At 35.5% G+C, this 20,688-nt stretch carries 17 protein-coding genes; 11 read left to right on the forward strand and 6 right to left on the reverse strand.

Features of this window, described 5'->3' with window-relative positions; translation table 11 throughout:
* Positions 1–4: 4 nt before the first annotated feature.
* From GQR60_RS00760 to GQR60_RS00770, 3 genes are all read right to left on the reverse strand, one after another.
* Complete coding sequence (locus GQR60_RS00760; RefSeq protein WP_124991116.1) at positions 5–3,811, reverse strand: efflux RND transporter permease subunit; 3,807 nt, start codon at positions 3,809–3,811, stop codon at positions 5–7.
* Between the two features lie 101 nt (positions 3,812–3,912).
* Positions 3,913–4,281: an HYC_CC_PP family protein gene (locus GQR60_RS00765; RefSeq protein ID WP_124991117.1), complete on the reverse strand. Its 369-nt coding sequence runs from the start codon at positions 4,279–4,281 to the stop codon at positions 3,913–3,915.
* A gap of 95 nt (positions 4,282–4,376) precedes the next feature.
* Positions 4,377–4,949 (reverse strand): AraC family transcriptional regulator, encoded by a 573-nt coding sequence (locus GQR60_RS00770; RefSeq protein ID WP_124991118.1) that lies wholly within the window; start codon positions 4,947–4,949, stop codon positions 4,377–4,379.
* A 740-nt stretch (positions 4,950–5,689) separates the two neighbouring features.
* Here GQR60_RS00770 and GQR60_RS00775 point away from each other — a divergent pair.
* The 11 genes from GQR60_RS00775 (at position 5,690) to GQR60_RS00820 (ending at position 17,129) form a co-directional block, all read left to right on the forward strand.
* Positions 5,690–6,103, forward strand: coding sequence for a Fur family transcriptional regulator (locus tag GQR60_RS00775; RefSeq protein WP_124991119.1), 414 nt, complete (start codon positions 5,690–5,692; stop codon positions 6,101–6,103).
* A gap of 73 nt (positions 6,104–6,176) precedes the next feature.
* A complete protein-coding gene (locus GQR60_RS20310) occupies positions 6,177–6,479 on the forward strand; it encodes a DUF6660 family protein (RefSeq protein ID WP_370877215.1) in 303 nt (100 codons plus the stop codon).
* A 213-nt stretch (positions 6,480–6,692) separates the two neighbouring features.
* Positions 6,693–7,178, forward strand: coding sequence for a hypothetical protein (locus GQR60_RS00780; protein WP_124991120.1), 486 nt, complete (start codon positions 6,693–6,695; stop codon positions 7,176–7,178).
* The gene (locus tag GQR60_RS00785; RefSeq protein WP_124991121.1) at positions 7,175–11,515 is read left to right on the forward strand and encodes a CusA/CzcA family heavy metal efflux RND transporter; all 4,341 of its coding nucleotides are present in this window, start codon (positions 7,175–7,177) and stop codon (positions 11,513–11,515) included. The genes GQR60_RS00780 and GQR60_RS00785 overlap by 4 nt, the downstream gene beginning before the upstream one ends.
* Positions 11,516–11,534: 19 nt before the next feature.
* Positions 11,535–12,824, forward strand: coding sequence for an efflux RND transporter periplasmic adaptor subunit (locus GQR60_RS00790; RefSeq protein ID WP_124991122.1), 1,290 nt, complete (start codon positions 11,535–11,537; stop codon positions 12,822–12,824).
* Positions 12,825–12,834: 10 nt separating this feature from the next.
* Positions 12,835–13,164: a P-II family nitrogen regulator gene (locus tag GQR60_RS00795; protein ID WP_124991123.1), complete on the forward strand. Its 330-nt coding sequence runs from the start codon at positions 12,835–12,837 to the stop codon at positions 13,162–13,164.
* 116 nt (positions 13,165–13,280) lie between these two features.
* A complete protein-coding gene (locus tag GQR60_RS00800; RefSeq protein WP_124991124.1) occupies positions 13,281–14,174 on the forward strand; it encodes a cation diffusion facilitator family transporter in 894 nt (297 codons plus the stop codon).
* Positions 14,168–14,965: a cation transporter gene (locus GQR60_RS00805; protein WP_124991125.1), complete on the forward strand. Its 798-nt coding sequence runs from the start codon at positions 14,168–14,170 to the stop codon at positions 14,963–14,965. Before GQR60_RS00800 ends, GQR60_RS00805 begins: the two co-directional genes overlap by 7 nt.
* A gap of 789 nt (positions 14,966–15,754) precedes the next feature.
* Entirely contained in the window at positions 15,755–16,033 is a 279-nt protein-coding gene (locus GQR60_RS00810) for a hypothetical protein (RefSeq protein ID WP_124991126.1), read from the forward strand.
* Between the two features lie 525 nt (positions 16,034–16,558).
* Positions 16,559–16,693, forward strand: coding sequence for a zinc ribbon-containing protein (locus GQR60_RS00815; RefSeq protein WP_124991127.1), 135 nt, complete (start codon positions 16,559–16,561; stop codon positions 16,691–16,693).
* A 112-nt stretch (positions 16,694–16,805) separates the two neighbouring features.
* Positions 16,806–17,129 (forward strand): YegP family protein, encoded by a 324-nt coding sequence (locus GQR60_RS00820; RefSeq protein ID WP_124991128.1) that lies wholly within the window; start codon positions 16,806–16,808, stop codon positions 17,127–17,129.
* 46 nt (positions 17,130–17,175) lie between these two features.
* On the opposite strand, the gene kwaB is transcribed toward GQR60_RS00820, so the two are convergent.
* The 3 genes from kwaB to GQR60_RS00835 form a co-directional block, all read right to left on the reverse strand.
* Entirely contained in the window at positions 17,176–18,135 is a 960-nt protein-coding gene (kwaB, locus tag GQR60_RS00825) for an anti-phage protein KwaB (protein ID WP_124991129.1), read from the reverse strand.
* A complete protein-coding gene (kwaA, locus tag GQR60_RS00830) occupies positions 18,135–18,710 on the reverse strand; it encodes an anti-phage protein KwaA (protein ID WP_124991130.1) in 576 nt (191 codons plus the stop codon). The genes kwaB and kwaA overlap by 1 nt, the downstream gene beginning before the upstream one ends.
* A gap of 1,098 nt (positions 18,711–19,808) precedes the next feature.
* Positions 19,809–20,687 (reverse strand): DUF3800 domain-containing protein, encoded by an 879-nt coding sequence (locus GQR60_RS00835; protein ID WP_124991131.1) that lies wholly within the window; start codon positions 20,685–20,687, stop codon positions 19,809–19,811.
* Position 20,688 lies beyond the last annotated feature (1 nt).

A 20,688-nucleotide genomic window follows, 5' to 3' on the forward strand; every position in this document is an offset into this window, starting at 1 on the left:
GATACTATTCCTTTAGTTTTTTTAACTCCTTCTTCACCTTCGATTCTTGCCACATACTGTACAGAACAGGCACAACAAACATGGTTAACACCTCGATTGTCATTCCTCCAAACAGAGGTATTGCCATTGGTACCATAATGTCGGAACCTTTTCCGGTTGATGTTAGGATTGGAACCAGTGCAATAATGGTCGTTGCAGTTGTCATAACTGCAGGTCGAACTCTTTTTGAACCAGCTTCAAGAACCAAATCGCGTACCTCTTGAACTGTTTTAGGAGCTTTTTTCTCCTGCAATTGCATGATATAAGTACTGATCAAAACTCCATCATCCGTTGCCACTCCAAAAAGAGCAATAAATCCAACCCATACGGCGACACTTAGATTTATGGTTCGTACCTGAAACAAATCCCTCAGATGAATGCCACCTAACTCACCGTTCATAAACCAAGGCTGACCATACAACCAAAGCATTATAAACCCGCCCGACAAGGCAACAATTATTCCTGTGAAAATCAAACTCGTTGACACAACAGATTTAAATTGGAAATAAAGAATTAGAAAAATGACCAATAATGATATTGGGACAACAATCATCAATTTTTTTGTAGCTCGAATTTGATTTTCGTAGTTACCTGTAAAGACATAACTAACACCTGCAGGCAATTCAAATTCGCCCTCGGAAAGTTTTTCTTTCAAGTAGTCCTGTGCATTTTCAACCACATCAACTTCTGCAAAACCTTCTTTTTTATCGAAGATTACATATCCAACTAAAAATGTATTCTCACTTTTAATCAACTGAGGACCTCGGATGTAATTAATGGTTACCAAATCGCCTAATGGGATTTGAGCTCCACCCGATGCTGGAATCAATATCTTCTTTAAATCTTCAGGATTATCGCGAAACTCTCTTGCATAACGCAAGCGAACAGGGAATCGTTCTCTTCCTTCAACCGTTGTGGTTAATTGCATTCCTCCAATAGCACTACTAATTACCGATTGCAAATTCTTAATTGAAATGCCGTATCGCGAAATAGCATCCCGATCAATTTCCAGCTCCAAATAAGGTTTCCCAACCACACGATCGGCAAAAACAGACATTGCCTGCACCCCTTCTACCTGCTTTAGGTGCTTTTCAATCTCATATCCAACCTTCTCTATTGACTCCAAATCGGGACCAAAAACTTTAATTCCCATTGGGGCCCTCATCCCGGTTTGTAACATCACCAATCGTGTTTGGATTGGCTGCAATTTAGGAGCAGAGGTTAGACCAGGAATTGAGGCTTGTGTGACTATTTCATCCCAAATATCATTTGGTGATTTTATTTCTTTACGCCATTGTCGGAAATACTCTCCATTCTTATCTTCAATCAGATTTTCTTTATTTATTGAACGAACTTCCTCTTCCTTAGGATTAAATGTAGAACCATCCTTCAACACAAATGCATCTTCCTTGTTGACTTTAAATCGCATTCTATGTCCGAATTCATCCAGCATATACTCCGATTTGTAATTAATTAAATTTTCGTACATCGAGGTTGGTGCCGGATCGAGAGCCGAATTTACCCGCCCCCATTTTCCAACTACACTTTCAACCTCTGGAATCGAATTAATCTTCTTGTCAAGAATGGCAATTACATCAAGGTTTTCCTGTATGCCTGAATGTGGCATTGTTGTAGGCATAAATAAGAATGATCCCTCATCAAGCGAAGGCATAAACTCTTTACCTATTCCTGGAATAGAAGCATCCAATTTTTTATAAACGCTGGTATTTTGAACAAAATCAGGCATAAAACCAAACATTTTATCAAAACCCTGCCAAACTGAGATACCAAATACAACGATTAAAATCGGAAAAGATAAAAATTTCCATTTGTTATCTAAACACCATTTTAATATTCTAGCATAAAACAATACTACCGAAGAAAGTGCTCCCAATACTGTTCCTACAATAACGATTACAAATAAGAAGTTTTCAAACAGGCTATTCTCTGCTCCTAGTGGCAACCAGGCCTTTGTTAAGAAAAAGACTACTACCACAATTGTAATTGCAATATTAATTAGGTTCACCCATGATTTTTTCGACTCAACCCACTTATCGGCAAATAAACCATTTAAGCCATATGCAACCAAAGCAAGCGCGACGTAGTTCCCCGAAACAATCGACAAAACGATACCTGCCACAATAATCAGGCTGTTCCAAATTTTAGAATATTTATTTTTATCAAAACGAATAGAAAATACCAGATGTGCCAATGTTGGAATAATAATTAAACCAATCAGCAAGGCCGCCAGCATGGTAAAGGTTTTGGTATACGCCAGTGGTTTAAACAGTTTCCCTTCAGCAGCCTCCATCGCAAATACAGGAAAAAAGCTTATGATGGTAGTTGCCAAAGCTGTCACAACCGCACCTGCAACTTCAGTTGTAGCAGTATAAACAATTTCCAAAAGCCTTCGCCCCTTGGCACCAACATTTTCAACCGCCTCGGCATGCCTGATAATGTTTTCGGTAAATACTACCCCCACATCAACCATAACACCAATTGCAATCGCAATACCAGATAGGGCAACAATATTGGCATCGACTCCAAACTGACGCATGGCAATAAAAGTGATCAATACTCCAAGTGGCAACAAACTAGATATTAAGAAAGAAGCCCTGAGATTTAGCACTAACACAATAACCACTAAAATGCTGATCAAAAGCTCCAAGGAAATAGCTTCTTCCAGTGTCCCCAGGGTTTCTTTAATCAATCCTGTTCGATCGTAAAAAGGAACAATTGTTATTTTAGATACGGTACCGTCAGCCAATGTTTTTGATGGCAAACCAGGTTCAATTTCTGCAATTTTTGCTTTTAAACTTTCAATAGTGTGTAAAGGATTTGCGCCATATCTTGCCACCACAACACCCCCAACTGCTTCGGCTCCACCTTTATCTAATCCTCCACGGCGAGTTGCAGGCCCAAAATTAACTTTGGCAACATCCTTTATTCTAATAGGTACATTATTTCTAACGGCAACAACACTTTTTTCAATGTCTTCCAGACTTTTAATATATCCTAAAGCTCGAATTAAGTATTCTACTTTATTGAACTCGATGGTTCGGGCTCCAATATCCAGATTACTATTTTTAACAGCGGCCATTACCTGACTAATAGTAACACCATGCGCTTTCATAGCATCAGGATCAACATCTACTTGATATTCTTTTACAAAACCACCAATGGAAGCAACCTCGGCAACTCCTTTTGCTGATGTAAGAGAGTAACGAACATAAAAATCCTGAATGGTTCTCAGTTCATGCGGATCCCAACCACCTGCAGGATTTCCATCCTTATCTCTTCCTTCTAAGGTATACCAATAAATCTGACCTAAAGCCGTTGCATCTGGTCCTAAAGCGGGAGATACATCCTCAGGAAGCGTACCGGCAGGAAGGGAATTTAGTTTTTCCAGAATTCTAGTTCTGCTCCAGTAAAATTCAATCCCCTCATCGAAAATAATATAGATACTTGAAACGCCAAAAATGGAGTTACTACGAATGGTTTTTACACCAGGAATCCCTAAAAGAGATGTTGTTAATGGATAGGAGATCTGATCTTCAATATCCTGAGGAGATCTTCCCGGCCATTCCGTGTATACAATTTGTTGATTTTCACCAATATCTGGAATTGCATCAACAGGCACAGGATCACTTGGCAAAAAACCGGTATCCCAACCAAAAGGAGAATTTATAACTCCCCAGCTAATCATGACAATTAGCACCAAAAAAGTAACTAGTTTATTCTCAAGGAAAAAACGAATAATCTTATTAAGCATAGTTATTCAATTATGATTTAATCTTAACTTTAAAATACCTGATACGTCAGAAACTATAAGGCATAGCTATTCTAACGCATCTTATAAAGATAAGTTACAAATCATAATCTGTAATTCTGCAAGCGAGAAAGTACGGTTTGAATTTTGGGTGGCGGAATAGAATTTCTGAAAATATATCCTATTGCCTTGACTGGAGCCTCCAGCTCGATTAATTCAATTGAAATTGGTAAAACAATCTCTAATTGAGAGAAATCAAAAGTGTAAGATGAAATAGAAAAATCATCTTCAATTTTAATTGTAAAAGCCTCATCGTGACAGCATCCTTCCGGAATATCACAACATGACTGAGGTGCTGAGAAAAAAGACACATCCTTTACATTACCTCCACAATAATGTGTAGAGATAGTCATACCTGTTGTAACAACAAATAAAACTAAAGCAAGTAATGTATGAATGAATTTTTTCAGCATTGAAATTAATTTATAACACAAATTTAAAAATAGTTTATCCAATTAGTGTGTATAATTTTTTAAAAAATGTGCACAATTTTGGGATTTACTTAGATTTACACCTCTGTAATAGGGCTTCGTCCTATTTTCTTATTCTTACTGAACTCTCTGGGAGTTAGCCCAGTTATGGATTTGAATTGACGAGAGAAATGCTGACTTGAGCTGTAATTTAATTGGTAGGCTATTTCGCTAACGTTTAACTCTTCATAAAAAAGTAACTCTTTTGCTTTTTCAATTTTCTGAAGAATTAGATATTTTTCAATGGTAGTTCCTTCAATTTCAGAGAATAATTTGCTTAAAGATGAATATGAATGCCCTATGGCATTTGGCAAGTACTCTATTAAATTCCCCAAATGTTCGGATGATTCCTGGTGGTGTACCATTTTAATAATTTCGTTCTTAACCTGTTCAATCAATTGGGCTTTTTTGTCATTCAACAATTCAAATCCAATCTCATTTAAAGCCTTTTTAAGTTCACTGCACTCCAATTCGTTTATTGCATTCTGAAAAAGAACAGTTCCAAGTTCAATCTCAATATACTTAATATTCAATCTTTCAAGAACATCTTTTACCGCAGATATGCATCGAGGACACACCATGTTCTTAATGTGAATTCTACCTTTTTCCATTTATTAAGTTTTAATCATATGCAATTACGTACCACAAAAATGAATTTATTAATAATTAAGATCATCCATATTGTGATGCATTACTAAATAAACAAAGTAAGAAAAACTATTGAGACAGTATCAACCTAAGCAGAAGAAATTTTATTGCATTTTTAAAAGGATCAACTTTATAATATGAAGGATTATACTAATAAAACTAATTAGAGACGGATTTTATAACTTTAATTGCAGAGCAATAAAGAGAATAAACTTACCGGATTTTAGTATTGCAGTTAAAAACAATTAGGAGCCCCAACAAAAGTGGGACTCCTAAATTATTAAATCTACAGCTATTTTGTGATAAATTCCTTTTGGTTGTGCAGCTCCTTTCTTAAAGAAATAGAGCCAATTTGGAAAACAAGCGGAACGACCAAAAGGATTTTGGAACCCCTGGCAAACTTTTTGCCGAGGCCCGAGGAGAGAACGCCATTTTTCCTTTTCATTTTTTTCTTTATCCAATAGGATTACTATACCAAAACGCTTTGCCCGCAAATTACAAATTTACGGGGGGCATTCATTAATAGGATGTGATTCCCTATAAGGCTTTATTTCCCTAGTGAAATGGAAATTTTTAACGGATAGTTATTCCCAATTATTTTATTTTCCCCCTCAAAAAATAAGACTAAACCCAAGTGCACATTGCAGCACCTATGCTAAATTGTTACCTTTGAGTCATTACCTACAATTTAATATTGGATAGGATGAATAAGGAATTAGATCGCAAACTCAAATCAAGGAACATTAAACCAACTGCTATGCGACAGTTGGTTTTACAGGTTTTGATCGATCAAAAGACAGCTATTAGTCTGCCTGAGTTAGAGCAGAAATTTGAAAAAGCTGACAAGGCGACCCTCTACAGGACTTTGAAAACCTTTGAAGAAAATAAACTAATCCATAGCATTGAGGATGGAACTGGAGCGGTTAAATATGCTTTGTGCCATGAAAAATGCAACTGCTACCCGGAAGATCTACACGTGCATTTTCTTTGTGCAAAATGCAATCAAACTTATTGTTTAAATGAAATTCAAATTCCGGATATTAATCTTCCTTATGGTTTTTTGCTTAAAAGTGTGAATATGGTTGTAAAAGGGATCTGTTTTAATTGTAAAAAATAACTTTTGCAACTCAGTTGCACAAATTTTGTCTTACATTTGTCAATGTGCAATTAAAGCAACTGATTATTAAAAGATGAAATTTATAGCAGCCATATTATCAATATATGTAATGGTTTTAACGACCGTGGCTTGTGCTGATGCTGCTGATAAAGTTTCTGTTGACTTGGTGTTACTAGAACAAAGTCATAGTCAACCGATCGATGTTGATTTATGTTCTCCTTTTTGTATTTGCGTTTGTTGTCAAACAGTTTCTCAACCTGTTGTATACTATAATGCATTACAAAACGATTTTGTAGGTTTTAATCTAATAACACCTTCATTAGTTCTCAGAGAAAGGAAATGTATCATTTCATTCTTTCGACCTCCCAAAGTTTAGTTCAGTTTTATTTCCTCTTTCGGAGGGCATGAGAGCAATTCTTGTGTCTTAGCGAATTGTATTTATTCATTTCATAAAAATATGATCCGTTCTAAGTATAATCATGTTCAAGATCCTATAAGAATTATTGCAATAAAAAGTTGGATTTCCTATCCAGCTTTAACTTAATAAATATCAAAAAAAATATTGATCTAAAAGTAATTATTTGGTTCTATGGCTTCAAGAAAACTAAATAAAAAGCAATTGAGGGAAAAGCAAATTGTTGAAAACAAGCAATTTAACAAAACGATGTTAATAAGCTTTAGTTTGCTTCTTCTGACTCTAATATTGACCCTTGTTTTTTATACTTATGGGTGCGATACAAAATATGCCTATGAAAAATTTGCATTGTATCGCAAGGAAGTTCCTAAAGAATTGGTCTGTATGAGTGATAATCGATTGCAATATCATGAAAGTTCAAAAATTATGCATAAAAACAAAGCATTCTATATTTGTAGTTCAAGGTGCAATCAACACTTTATTAACCATTATAGAGAGGTTGCTTTTGTTACTGATGCATATTCAGATAAAATCATCTGTAAATCAGATGCTATAGTAGGCTTAAAAGAGAAGAACCAACCGATGTTGGTTTATTTTGAAAACATTGAGAATTTCAAAAATTTTTATATCGCTAAAACAAGTAAAACAAACATGAAATGATAAATAGTATTATATCCTTTTCGATAAAGAATAAGGCACTAATTTGGCTGATGACTATCGGTCTGATTATAGGTGGAATATATTCCATGAACAAAGTGCCACTTGATGCTGTGCCCGATATTACAAACAATCAGGTATTGGTCATCACAACTGCCCCCAATTTAGGTACAGAAGACATTGAACAGTTCGTAACCTATCAGGTAGAATTGGCTGTAGCAAACCTCCCTGATGTTACTGAGATACGAAGTGTATCGAGGTTTGGGCTGTCAGTTGTGACCATAGTATTTAAAGAAAGTGCGGGAACATATCTACCAAGACAATTGGTAAGTGAAGCCTTAGCTGAAGTAAAAGAAAAAATCCCCGAAGGATTTGGAGAACCTTTCATGGCTCCGATCAGTTCCGGTTTAGGAGAAATATATCAGTACACACTTGAAGTACAAGAAGGTTTCGATACCGTTTATGACGACATGGAACTCCGAACCATGCAGGAGTGGATTGTGAAACGCCAGATGGCTATGTTGCCGGGTGTTGTGGAGGTTAACTCTTTTGGTGGTAGAAGTAAACAATATGAGGTTGCTGTTAATCCTGACAAGCTACGCAGTATGGGACTAACAATTACTGATATTTTTGATGCTCTTGAAGCCAATAACCAAAATACAGGTGGGGCATATATCGAAAAAAACTTTCAGGCTAATTTTATCAGGGGCGAAGGATTAATGAGGTCAATTGATGATATCAAAAATACTTTAGTCGCAAACACTGACGGTCAACCAATATTTGTAAGGGATATAGCAGAAGTTAAATACGGTAGTTTTGTCCGTTTTGGAGCATTTACAAAAAATGGAAAAGGTGAAGCAGTTGGTGGCATTGTGATGATGCTTAAAGGGGAAAATTCAAACGATGTTATTAAAGCGGTAAAAGAACGAATAGCCTTAATTCAAAAATCACTTCCTGAGGGCGTAATAATAAAACCTTTTCTCGACCGTAGCAAGCTTATTAAAAGTACAACTTCGACTGTTGCAGAAAACCTTTCATTGGGAGCTCTAATTGTAATTTTTGTCCTGGTAATATTCTTGGGTAATCTAAGAGGCGGGTTAATTGTCGCATCAACCATTCCATTGGCATTATTATTTGCTTTTATCATGATGAATCTTTTTGGGGTATGGGCAAACCTGATGAGTTTGGGAGCTCTTGATTTCGGAATATTGGTCGATGGTGCAGTCATTATTGTTGAAAGTATGATTTTTTACCTTCATAGAAAAAATCTTATAGGAACAAAGCTCGACGAACCCAAACGTAATGAGATCGCCTATAATTCAGCAAGTAAAATGATGAACTCAGCATTTTTCGGACAGCTAATCATTTTGATTGTTTTTATCCCTGTTTTAGCTCTACAAGGTGTCGAAGGAAAAATGTTTATCCCAATGGCCATGACATTCGGCTTTGCCGTGTTGGGTGTTGTCGTATTGTGTCTTACATACATACCTATGATGGCTGCCTCATTTCTTCAACCACCTAAAACCGATAAAAAATCATGGGGTGATAAATTTATTGGAAAACTCGAAAAGATATACAGCCCTGTAATTGATTGGGCACTTAATAAAAGCCGTATTGTAATTGCAATTGCTTTGGTATTACTAATCTCAGGCGGTTTTTTGTTTACGAGAATGGGAGCCGAATTTATTCCGAAACTAGATGAAGGGGATTTTGCATTCCAAGCATTTTTAAAACCCGGAACTTCGTTAACTGAGGTTACAAAAACTTCAACAAGATTGGAGCAAATTGTCCTGGAGAATTTCCCCGATGAAATTGAAAGTATTCAAAGTAGAATTGGGGTGGCAGACCTACCAATGGATCCCATGCCGATAGATATTGCTGATATTTTTGTAATACTAACTCCACAAGACCAATGGACTCGGGCTGAATCAAAAAAGGAATTAATTGATAAAGTAAGAGAAAAAGTGAGTGTATTGCCCGGTATCAATTATGAATTTAGCCAGCCTGTTGAAATGCGCTTTAATGAATTATTAACAGGAATCCGTCAAGATTTAGCCATTAAGCTCTACGGTGATGATTTAGACATTCTTGCGGATAAAGCAGAAGAAATTGCAGGCTTAGTGGCAGGTATTGATGGTGTGGCTGCTGTTAAAGCTGAAGCAACCAGAGGACTGCCACAAATCACTGTAAATTACGACCGTAATAAGATGGGACGGTATGGTTTAAATATTACTGAACTTAATACCGTTATCGAAACTGCATTTAGTGGTGGTGTTGCAGGAAGCATCTATGAGGGTGAAAAAATGTTTGACCTTGTTGTAAGGTTAGATGAAGAACACCGAACAAGTATAGATGATATTCGAAACTTATATGTCATTTTACAAGATGGAAATCAAATTCCAATAAAGGAAGTTGCTGAAATAAGTTATCAGCCGGGTCCGATGCAAATTAGTCGCGACAATACGAACAGGCGTACCTATGTAGGGATTAATGTTGAAGACAGGGATATTAAGTCGCTCGTGGAGGAAATCCAAACTACTTTAGATGAAAAATTGGAACTCCCTACTGGTTATTATATTCGGTACGGGGGAGCTTTTGAAAATCTGGAAAGAGCTACCAAAAGGTTGACTCTTGTTGTTCCACTTGCCTTGGCTTTAATATTTATGTTGGTGTTTTTTGCAGTAAAATCATTCAAGCAAACGCTTATGATTTATGTTGCAGTACCCTTTGCAGCTGTAGGTGGAATATTTTCATTGTTTTTAAGGGATATGCCTTTAAGTATTTCTGCAGGAGTCGGTTTTATTGTCCTGTTTGGGGTAGCGGTCCTCAATGGATTAGTATTGATTAGTGGATTTAACGAACTTAAAGCGGAAGGCAAACTTCACATCAACGATATCATTAAGAAGGGGTCGATAAGACGTATCCGACCAATCTTATTGACTGCTTCAACGGATATTCTAGGATTCTTGCCAATGGCAATATCTGCTTCCGCAGGAGCTGAAGTACAACGTCCTTTGGCAACTGTTGTAATTGGAGGTATGCTCACATCTACTTTACTTACGCTAATTGTACTGCCGATTTTATATAAGTATGTTGAATCAGGTAAAAAAACAATTAAACTACCTAAAGTAGGAACAGCTGTTTTAGCCGTATTAATGATTGTAACGTTTTCAGTTCTTCCAAATGAACTTAGTGCTCAAGATTCATCAATAAACTTGCAACAAGCAATAGAAAGGGCAAAGGAGAATTATCCTTCAATAAAAGCTGCTCAATTGGAGGTTGATAAACAAAAAGCTCTGAAAGCTACGGCTTATGATTTTGGAAGCACTTCAGTTTATACAGGCAAGGAAGAAGTGGGAAATGGCATGCCAGGAGTTCAAAACCAATTAGGAATTGCTCAGTCGGATATCGATGTATTTGGTATTTATTCAAAAAGTAAATTGGCCAATGCCCGAACACAACAAGCTGAATCGGGACAGAAGCTTACCGAATATTCATTGGCTCGTGATGTGAGTATGGCATGGTACAATGCCGTCTATGCCAAACAACAATTTCAGCTTTTCAAACAGCTTGATAGCTTGTACGCAAATTTCCAGAAAGCTGCGGAGTTAAGATACAAGACTCAGGCCACTTCTAAAATTGAATATCTTTCGGCATCGGCCAAATACAAAGAATTGCAGGTGAATATTAAGAAAGCTGAAAGTAACTATTATGCAAGCTTGCAAATTCTAAATCAATACCTTTTATATCCTAATGTATTTGATGTTAATATTCTGAATTTGGAAAAGCATGTTTTTGATATTATTTCAGCGAGAGATTCCTTAAATGGTAGTCCGATGTTAAATTATTACTCAACTGGCATCGATGTTGCAGAATCAGCTTGGAAAGCAGAAAGGTCTAATTTTCTACCTAAATTAAATTTGGAATATAAATTGCAATCAGTTGATGGCAACTCAGGCTTTTATGGATGGGAAGCGGGAATATCTGTTCCTTTATTGTTCTTTTCCCAGTCAGGCAAAACCAAGGCTACAAAAATAAATATGCAGATTGTAGGTCAGCAATACGAGCAAAAGAAACTGGAAATAAAAGCAGGATATAATCAACAGATTAGTAGATATCTTACTTTACAAGAAGTTCTAGATTACTATCAAAAGGAAGCATTACCATTAGCAGAAGAACAAATTCAGGCCTCCAATCTGGCGTATCGCCTAGGTAGTATTGATTATATCCAGTTTATTCAGAACATGGAAATGGCTATCAAAACAAAACAGGATTTTTTCAAGCAACAAGTAGAGTATTTTGAATTGTCTGCTCAATTAAAATTTATAACAGGTAAATAATCTATTAAACAAGAATATAATGAAAACAAAAATATTTATAGCATTTATAGCCATTGCAAGTTTGATGTCATGTAATTCAAGCAATAATAAAGGTCATGAAGGGGAAGAACATGAAGAGCATGGCGCAGAAGGTGTAGTTATATTAAAAAAGAACCAACGTGATGCACTTAACCTGAAACTAGGTAGTTTCTTAATGCGAAATTTAACCACTGTAGTAAAAACCAATGGTCAACTTGAAGTTCCTCCATCTAGCAGTGCGGATGTAACCGCAATAATTGGAGGGAATGTGAAAAGCATTAAGGTGTTTCATGGAGATAAAGTGTCTAAAGGGCAGCTCCTGGCTATTCTTGAACATCCAGATTATATAATTCTTCAAGAAGAGTTTTCAGAAGTCGCAAATAAACTGGAGTACTTGGAGAAAGAATACGAACGTCAGAAAGAATTATTTGAAAACAATGTTGGAGCAGGTAAAGATTACCAACAAGTAAAATCAGAATACAACACGGCAAAAGCAAAGTACGCCGGACTAAAATCTCGTTTGCAATTGATTAATCTCTCACCCGATAAAATTGAAGAAGGGATTATTTCGAATACTGTAAATATTCTTTCACCCATTAATGGATTTGTTAATGATATAAATATCAGAGTAGGTTCTTATGTTGATGCAAAAGATATTCTTTTTGAAATAACCGATAATAGTGCCATTCATGCCGACTTTATGATTTATGAAAAAGACGTTCATCTTGTAAAAGAAGGTCAAAAGGTTCATTTTACTGTTTCAAATCGTCCTGATGAAGAATTAACTGCTACCGTCTTTGCTATCGGAAAAGAGTTTGAAGCCAAATCAAGGGCAGTACATATTCATGCTGATATAAATGAAAAGGTCTCTGGTTTAATTTCGGGTATGTATATCTCGGGTCATTTACATACCGATGAGAAATATACACGCACATTACCCAATGATGCTATCGTAACCGAAGGTACCAAGTCATTCATTTTTGTATTAGACAAGGAATCAATGGAAGAGCATGATGCACACGATGAAGGAAATAAAAGTCATGAAGAGGTGGCAAATCATGACAATGATAACGACGAGGGTCATAACCATGATGAGCATGCCAACGAATTAAATGATGAGAACCGTGAAATGACTTTCCGCATGGTAGAGGTTATCACTGGTCTTAAAGATGAAGGTTATACCGAAATAAAACTGATTGACTCATTACCGGAAAATACGCAAATTGTAATGAACGCAGCATATTATTTACTATCGGACATGGGTAAAGAAGAAACTGAACATAACCATTAAAATTAGAATCATGAAAGAAATAAAAGCATTTATACGACCAAATAAAGTGAATGAAATTATTCAACAATTTAAAGAAAAAGGCTTTGAGAATGCAACAATTTCGTTGGCTGAAGGAATCGGAAAATTTCAGGATGAATACGCATCTGTTTCGCAAAAATTTTCTGTTACAGACAGTCCCATTGCAAAAATTGAGATGGTAGTTTTTAAAGAAGATGTTGACACTATCGTTAGTATTATTTCAGAATGGGGGAAAACATTACATCCAGGAGATGGAATTATTTATGTGTCAGATGTTGAAAAAGCTTTTCGGGTAAAAACAGGATTAACAGTCGAAGATTAATTATATATAATACAGGTTGCCTGTGATTTGGCAACCTGTATTTTAATACTTTGGGTTATGAAATTTTATATTTATAGGAATAAAACAAAAAGATGCTTAATTTAAAATACTAATTTATGGCACATAATCATAGTCACGAACATTCACATAAACCCAATTACAACAAAGCTTTTAGTATTGGCATAAGCTTAAACATACTCTTTGTACTTGTAGAAGTATTTTATGGCTTAATTGCTAATTCCTCAGCTCTTTTGGCAGATGCCGGACATAATGCAAGCGATGTCCTTAGTCTGATTTTTGCATGGTTTGCTATTTGGTTAGCTACAAAAAAACCAAAAGGCAGGTTTACTTACGGCTTCAAAAAAACAACCATATTAATTCCAGTGCTAAATGCCTTTTTGCTCTTTGGAGCTGTAATTGCAATTGCTTGGAGTGCAATCGGTAAATTAAATAACCCGGAGCCAGTTGCGGGTACGCAAGTAATGATTGTAGCTGGAATTGGGGTATTAATTAATACCATTACTGCCCTTATGTTTCTAAAAGGACAGAAAGACGATTTAAACATAAAGGGTGCATTTCTTCATATGGCAGCCGATGCCGGTGTATCATTAGGCGTAGTAATTTCAGGACTATTGATTGTAAAAACCGGACTGAATTGGATTGACCCGATTATGAGTTTTATTATAATACTCGTGATTATGTGGAGTACCTGGAAACTATTTATTGAATCCATAAGACTTGCCCTTGATGCGGTACCCAAGAATATAAAATTAGATGAAGTGAAAAGTACGATACTTGACCAGGATGGAGTTAAAGGCCTGCATGATATACATATATGGGCAATGAGTACCACAGAAAATGCCTTATCTGCTCATTTGATTGCTCCCAACTCTAATCCAGACCAACTACTAAAGGATATTCAGGATATTTTGTCAAAGAAATACAACATAAACCATTTGACTTTACAAATAGAAAAAGAAGATATTCAATTAAATTGCAAGGAATGTTAAAATCAGAATACCACATATCGAAAATGGATTGTCCATCAGAAGAAAACCTAATACGAATGAAGTTAGATGGACTTCCAGAAATTAAAAGGCTTGACTTTGATATTGAAAACAGAAATCTAACTGTATATCATTCAGCAGAAAATCAAAAGATAACAAGTCAATTAGAGGAACTTAATTTAGGGGCAAAACTTTCAAATACTACAACAATAAAAGAGAGTGAAGTTGTAATCGAAAGTTCCGGTGTTCAATCGAAACTTCTTTGGTCGGTACTGATAATCAACTTTGTCTTCTTTGTAATAGAAATGACCACCGGAATATTTTCTAAATCAATGGGTCTTGTGGCAGATTCTTTAGATATGTTGGCAGATTCATTCGTTTATGGATTAAGCCTGTGGGCTGTTGGTTCAACGGTTTTACGGAAAAAGAAAGTAGCCCGATTAAGTGGATATTTTCAACTATCATTAGCCCTTCTAGGTATTATTGAGGTAACCAGGCGGTTTATCAGTTCTGAAACCATGCCTGATTATCGAATAATGATTGGCGTTTCAATCCTTGCATTAATAGCAAATTTAGCCTGTTTATATATTCTACAAAAATCAAAAAGTAATGAAGCTCACATGAAGGCTAGTATGATTTTTACCTCCAATGATGTGATAATAAATGGAGGTGTAATTCTTGCAGGATTTATGGTTTTACTTACTCAATCAAAGTATCCTGATTTGATAGTTGGTTCGATTGTGTTTTTAATAGTAGTAAGGGGTGCATTTAGGATTTTAAAGTTGGGGAACTAATTATGAAATAATCGAATCTCAGAGGCTTTAAAATAGTTATTAGATTGACAGCTCAGTCCTAATGAACAAATAATATTTACAGAGGGGGACAAAATAAGGGGACATTAAAACGCTCAATCACCACTAAGTTAATAATGTTCAAAGTTTTTCGTTTTAGGTTCTGTTGGGGCTACTACCTCAAAATATCATATTTAAAAAATCAAACGAATATTTTTTTTATTACTAGTGCACACCAATTTTTTACTGCTCTTTTGGGGGTAAAAAGATAAAACGGCAACAAATACGGCAACACCTAAAAACAATAAAACCCCAACTTGTTGAAAATTTAGGCTTTATGAATTTAAGGTTTTCAAGTTCTTCAGACCTTAAGACCTCACCTTGATCTTTCTCTTCATCATCTTCCACTTTTAGTCGCTTACTCCTAACTTGATAATTTAGGACAATCTTTTGTTTGTAATTAACCTGACTAGGCAGCTCCTCAATCACAAGGGTCTTTTTGAATTTTAGTTTGGACCAATAGCCATTTGCAGGAAGAGGTATATCATTCTCATGACATGTTTTCCTTAGTATTGATTCAGGAACACTATAAATTTTCGAAAGTTGAGCTATTGGTTTAGACCATACCAGGTCATATAATTCTTTGCGGGTTATTTAAATTGATTCCATGACTAAAGAGATTTAAAATCCTCCTTAAAGTTAGTGATGATTTTTCCGCTTCAAAAACAGCCCAGAATGATAAATATTATAAGGGTAATGCTTTTTCATCAACTCTAAACTCCCTACCTATTAATGATTATATGCGGTGAGGGCTTCGCCGTACCCAATATTATTAATGTGCCATCAAATTTTCGGGAGTTGGGAGATTTATACCTTTCCGGGTATAGTTTGAATTTAATAGATCTAAATTTATTTAAAACGCTGATAGGTTATTTTGGGGGATTAAAAATCCGGAACTCCTTGCCCGCAGATTACAAAGCTGCAGGAGCTGAGGCTGTGCGCATGATTTTGAACAGATTACCAGGTTCCCGAATTTTGGGAATAGCTGTTCCTCCCCGCAATTACAGGTAGGATTGAAAACCGCCGGCAGGGCGAAAAGCCACTGACGGGGTGAATTGGAATCCGATGTTTCCTATGAATACTGTGCCCTATTTGGTGTTAAATGGGGATTTAAAATCCTGAACGCTTTGCCTGCAGATTACAAAGCTGCAGGAGCTGTATTAATTTTTACACCTCGTTAATTTACAGATTATCAGACCTTTTTATTTGAGAAGAAACAATGTCATGACAGAGCATTCATATCCTGCCATTTAAACGAACCAACAATACATGCCCTTGACATAACTATTAGTGTTAAATCACCTTGCTTTACGAAACATTCATCAAAGCGTACACTATTCTACTTTGATTTTCATAATACTTGGCAAGACTTTTGACGAAAGATAACAGACCTCAAAAGTTATGAGGGTCTGCTGCTTGTCATAAATGACATTTGTTTTTAGCGATACAAAAGTATCATTTTAGACTGAATAAAAAAAGAAATCGTAACTGCTGGAAGTAAGCCCCTTCCATTTTTTATTTTTAAAAACATATAGTATGTCAAGTACCGGAGAAAAACCAGGAAAAGGAACATATACTTGTAAAAAATGTGGCCAAAAAGTAGTTTTGGATGACAGGACGGATACACTTCCTCCTTGTCCAAAATGCAGTCATACAGAGTATAGACCGTAAATCATCAATCGCCCAACACGAAGTATTTAATTGCTTCGTGTTGATTTTTAAGGTTATTTGACTGGACCTGAAACTTGGTCAAGAATAGTTAATTATTTTAAAATCAGTTGAAATGAGTTCAAAATTTGAAATTTTTAAGACTTCCCAATACTACTTTAGATTGAAAGCTAGTAATGGTCAAATTATTTTAGCTAGTGAAGGCTACACAAGCAAACAGGGATGCCAAAACGGTATCGCTTCAGTAAAAGAAAATGCGCCAGACGATTCCCGTTATGAACGAAAAAAAAATGGGTTATCCTATACATTTAATCTCAAGGCTAGTAATGGTGAAATTATTGGTAGAAGTGAAAGTTATACCAGTGAACAAGGAAGAGAAAACGGTATTTCTTCTGTAAAACAGAACGCACCTAATGCACCTATCGTTGATTTAAGCTAAACGGATTACTACAAGAAGTTGTCTCCATAAAGGAGACAATTTTTTTTTATTCAACAGGAGTTTCATTCTCTTCGACACCATCTTTTGCTAAACTTTCATAATATAATTTAGTAAGTTGTGATGTCAAAAAATCATCATTTAGAAGCTTTATAAATAAATCTTTTGAAACTCTTGTATCTAAATTAAATTTTGAACGATCCGCATTAAGCCGCATTTTATTTTTTAATGCTGGATACGAAGATGCAAATGCAATAATATCTGCATTAGGAATATGTTTTCTTAACACTGGTGATGAAGTGGCAACCTTAGTCAATTTTCTGGCAAATGAGATATCGCTTACCAACTCTTTAAGTGCCTCAGGATTTTCCAATATACCCAGTTGTTCAATTACCTCCATGCTAGCCTCTGCTTCTTTAATTATTACATCGTGAAAACCAAAGAATTTTTCAATGGTACTTAGATCAATAACAAAAAGCGTATCATTATATTTCATCAATTGAAACCCCGAACTTATTCGAATAAATTCATCATTAATCTGTTCAAATCGCTCTTTTGCCTTTTTCAGGAAATAGCTTGCGCGTCCAAAAACATTTACCGTAGCCATTTTCTTATAAAGAACAATTTGATTCTCATTATCACCAATCTCTATTAGTAAGGCTTTTACATCTGAAAAATTGTCGCTTTTAAAATTAAAGGCAGGAATGTCTTCATTCTCGATTATCTGGTTCAAAGCTTTCAATTCTTCAGGAACTTCCAGATCGTATTCATAAATCACATTTTTCCTTTCGTCAGAATCGGAGAGTTTCAATACATCTAATTCCTCTTTGGAGATTATATTCTCATTTATATTTTGCAAAAAGATTTCCTGAAGATTCGGTAAAGCCACATCTTCAATATCTAATTTTTTAGGAATTTCCTGATCCTTAAGTATTGCATAAACGGTAATACCAATTGGAGCTCCATTGTAAAAATACTCGAGTCCTACTAACAATTCTTCTTTAGTCATTATAAAACAGGTTTTACGTAAAAAATTCTATCATCTAATTTGATATATTTCACTTTCTGATTTTGTGTCAATCTTGCTCTACTAAGTAAAATTATTCCTTGCTTTTGCCTGTCACCCTTGAAATTACCATCCACTTTATAGATATGGAAACCCAAAAGAGCAAGAGAGGGATTGGCGTAAAACAAATCTGTTTTAATGTAAATCATTCCCATGGATACCAACAATAATACAAGGATAATTAAGTATCTCGCACTTTCCAGATCAAAACAAATTAATGGAATAATATAAGTAGCTAAAAAGGTAAGATGCTCATAATTGATACTCTCTACCTTTGTTATTTCGAAAGGAATATGAGTAGAACCTTTCAATGTAAATCTGAAATAACGAAACACCCCGACTCCAACAAATAGTAGTACGATAGAAGTAAAAGCAACAATATTATTGGAAAGAAGAGGAATTAAGCCTACAAATTCAGCACCTTCTCCAAAATTGATAGGGATGTCAATAGTCAGCACTGTAATAAATAGAAACAGTAACCAAAGTGATAAAATATACAGACCGACTTTTCTCAGCATTAAATATTTATTTAGTGAAATACAAAGTAATGAATTTCACTGATAAATTTACTTGCCAAATGTGTCAAGTTTGCCAATTGTGATTAATAGTAATTTAGAAATGACCAATTCTAATAATTAACACATAAAATAACACGATGAGAACTAAGAAAATAGTAACTCATCTCTTGTATTTAATTGGATTTATTAATTACATCCTCTTTATCATGGTGTTGTTTCAGACTTAGCCTGGTTTCGAGAATGTACAGAACAGCTTAAAAACCCCGAACTATTTGCCCATAGATTACAAATTTGAGGGGGCTAGGCGCAAAATTTTGAACAGATTTCCAGGTTCCCGAATTTCGGGAATAGCTGTTCCTCCCCGCAATTAAAGGTAGGATTGAAAACCGCCGTCAGGGCGAAAAGCCACTGACGGGGTGAATTGGAATCCGATGTTTCCTATGAATACTGTGCCCTATTGGGTGTTAAAAGGGGATTGAAAATCGAAAACTCGTTGCCTGCAAATTACAAATTTGAGAGAGCTGGAAATTATACCTTATCGGGTATGAAATCATTTTCAAGGGGTTGATTTATACCTTTCCGGGTATAGTTTGAATTTAATAAATCTGAATTTATTTTAAACTCTGAAAAAAGACACTGACGAGGTTATTTTGTATGGATTAAAAATCCAGAACTCTTTGGCCACGGATTACAAATTTGGGGGAGTATGATTTTGAACAGATTGCCAGGTTCCCGAATTTCGGGACAAGCTGTTCCTCCCTGCAATTACAGGTAGGATTGAAAACCGCCGTCAGGGCGAAAAGCCACTGACGGGGTGATTGGAATCCGATGTTTCCTGTGAATACTGTGCCCTATTTGGTGTTAAATGGGATTGAAAATCCTGAACTTGTTGCCCGCAGATTGCAGATCTGCGGGAGTTTTTTCTGCTACGCACGATACGAGATACAATCTCGCACCAGCGGGGAGCTGAGGTTTAATTGTCTCTCTCTAAAATAACAAAAGCCATACACATTATAAAATCACTATAATGCTGTTTAAACATTTGAAAGAAAATACTCCATTCCGCACTGGAAGCGATAAAAACCGATCATGTAATTCTTAGAAATATGTAGGGGCTTTATCTAATTCATGGGTGGGTTTGTAATGCCAAAAGACGATGTTATTTTTTTTATTAAAAGTGGTAAAGTATTTGTTCTTACTTAAGTTGATGCCTAGTTTTGAGTTCGATGCTAAGAATTTTAATTCTTTCATTAATTTAAATTTAGGAAGCATACTGTTACTTACTTTTGTGTTTTCCTCCTGAGGAAAGAGTAGGTGTTGGTCAGTGTTCTCATTTTCTTTATACCAAGTGTAAAAATTCGGGTTTTGGCGAGATGTCCTGACTAAACCCGCGAATAAATCAGCCAATTGAATGATAGGATATTGGTGCGATTCTAATTCTTTGACGGTTTTAAATTTGGCAAAATAGCTTTTATACATTTCTTCGAAAAGTAAATGCTCTTTATCTTTTGGTTCACCTAAAGGTGTATTTTCCAGAAATAGCACGATATCTTTTCTCCAATCAATTGCGGAATATTCATCAGGATAAAAGCACCATTTCCCTTTGTGATGCCAATCTTCCTGAATGTATTTCATTAATTTGTAATACATACGTTTTAAATTTTCGTTGTCTAAACGATTTTGAACCTTGTGCCTGGCATCTTGTTTGTCCCAGACTAAGACATGAATTTTGATTTTGTTGCCCAATAGATATTTTATACAAATTTCGAAGAATTCGCTGGCAATTTTAACAGAGTTGCTATTTTTGATATTCTTGAATTTTATTTCCTTTTTGGAATAGCTGGAGAGAACTTTTTGTAATTCTGAATTCAAAACTTCTGCATTTTCTTTTGTCCCTGAAATTGCTGCAATACAGCCAAAACGATTATCGGCATCCTGACCAGATTCATCTGTGAATATGTAAAATACATCCTGCATA

This window comes from Labilibaculum euxinicum (assembly GCF_009795715.1).
In the GTDB taxonomy this organism is placed as follows: Bacteria; Bacteroidota; Bacteroidia; order Bacteroidales; family Marinifilaceae; genus Labilibaculum; species Labilibaculum euxinus.

Coding starts and splice junctions, on each gene's coding strand:
- GQR60_RS00770 (WP_124991118.1), bottom strand. CDS start 4,949: ATGGAAAAAGGTAGAATTCACATTAAGAACATGGTGTGTCCTCGATGC.
- kwaB (WP_124991129.1), bottom strand. CDS start 18,135: ATGACTAAAGAAGAATTGTTAGTAGGACTCGAGTATTTTTACAATGGA.
- GQR60_RS00815 (WP_124991127.1), top strand. CDS start 16,559: ATGTCAAGTACCGGAGAAAAACCAGGAAAAGGAACATATACTTGTAAA.
- GQR60_RS00820 (WP_124991128.1), top strand. CDS start 16,806: ATGAGTTCAAAATTTGAAATTTTTAAGACTTCCCAATACTACTTTAGA.
- GQR60_RS00805 (WP_124991125.1), top strand. CDS start 14,168: ATGTTAAAATCAGAATACCACATATCGAAAATGGATTGTCCATCAGAA.
- GQR60_RS00780 (WP_124991120.1), top strand. CDS start 6,693: ATGGCTTCAAGAAAACTAAATAAAAAGCAATTGAGGGAAAAGCAAATT.
- GQR60_RS00795 (WP_124991123.1), top strand. CDS start 12,835: ATGAAAGAAATAAAAGCATTTATACGACCAAATAAAGTGAATGAAATT.
- GQR60_RS20310 (WP_370877215.1), top strand. CDS start 6,177: ATGAAATTTATAGCAGCCATATTATCAATATATGTAATGGTTTTAACG.
- GQR60_RS00760 (WP_124991116.1), bottom strand. CDS start 3,811: ATGCTTAATAAGATTATTCGTTTTTTCCTTGAGAATAAACTAGTTACT.
- kwaA (WP_124991130.1), bottom strand. CDS start 18,710: ATGCTGAGAAAAGTCGGTCTGTATATTTTATCACTTTGGTTACTGTTT.
- GQR60_RS00800 (WP_124991124.1), top strand. CDS start 13,281: ATGGCACATAATCATAGTCACGAACATTCACATAAACCCAATTACAAC.
- GQR60_RS00810 (WP_124991126.1), top strand. CDS start 15,755: ATGATTATATGCGGTGAGGGCTTCGCCGTACCCAATATTATTAATGTG.
- GQR60_RS00775 (WP_124991119.1), top strand. CDS start 5,690: ATGAATAAGGAATTAGATCGCAAACTCAAATCAAGGAACATTAAACCA.
- GQR60_RS00765 (WP_124991117.1), bottom strand. CDS start 4,281: ATGCTGAAAAAATTCATTCATACATTACTTGCTTTAGTTTTATTTGTT.
- GQR60_RS00835 (WP_124991131.1), bottom strand. CDS start 20,687: ATGCAGGATGTATTTTACATATTCACAGATGAATCTGGTCAGGATGCC.
- GQR60_RS00785 (WP_124991121.1), top strand. CDS start 7,175: ATGATAAATAGTATTATATCCTTTTCGATAAAGAATAAGGCACTAATT.
- GQR60_RS00790 (WP_124991122.1), top strand. CDS start 11,535: ATGAAAACAAAAATATTTATAGCATTTATAGCCATTGCAAGTTTGATG.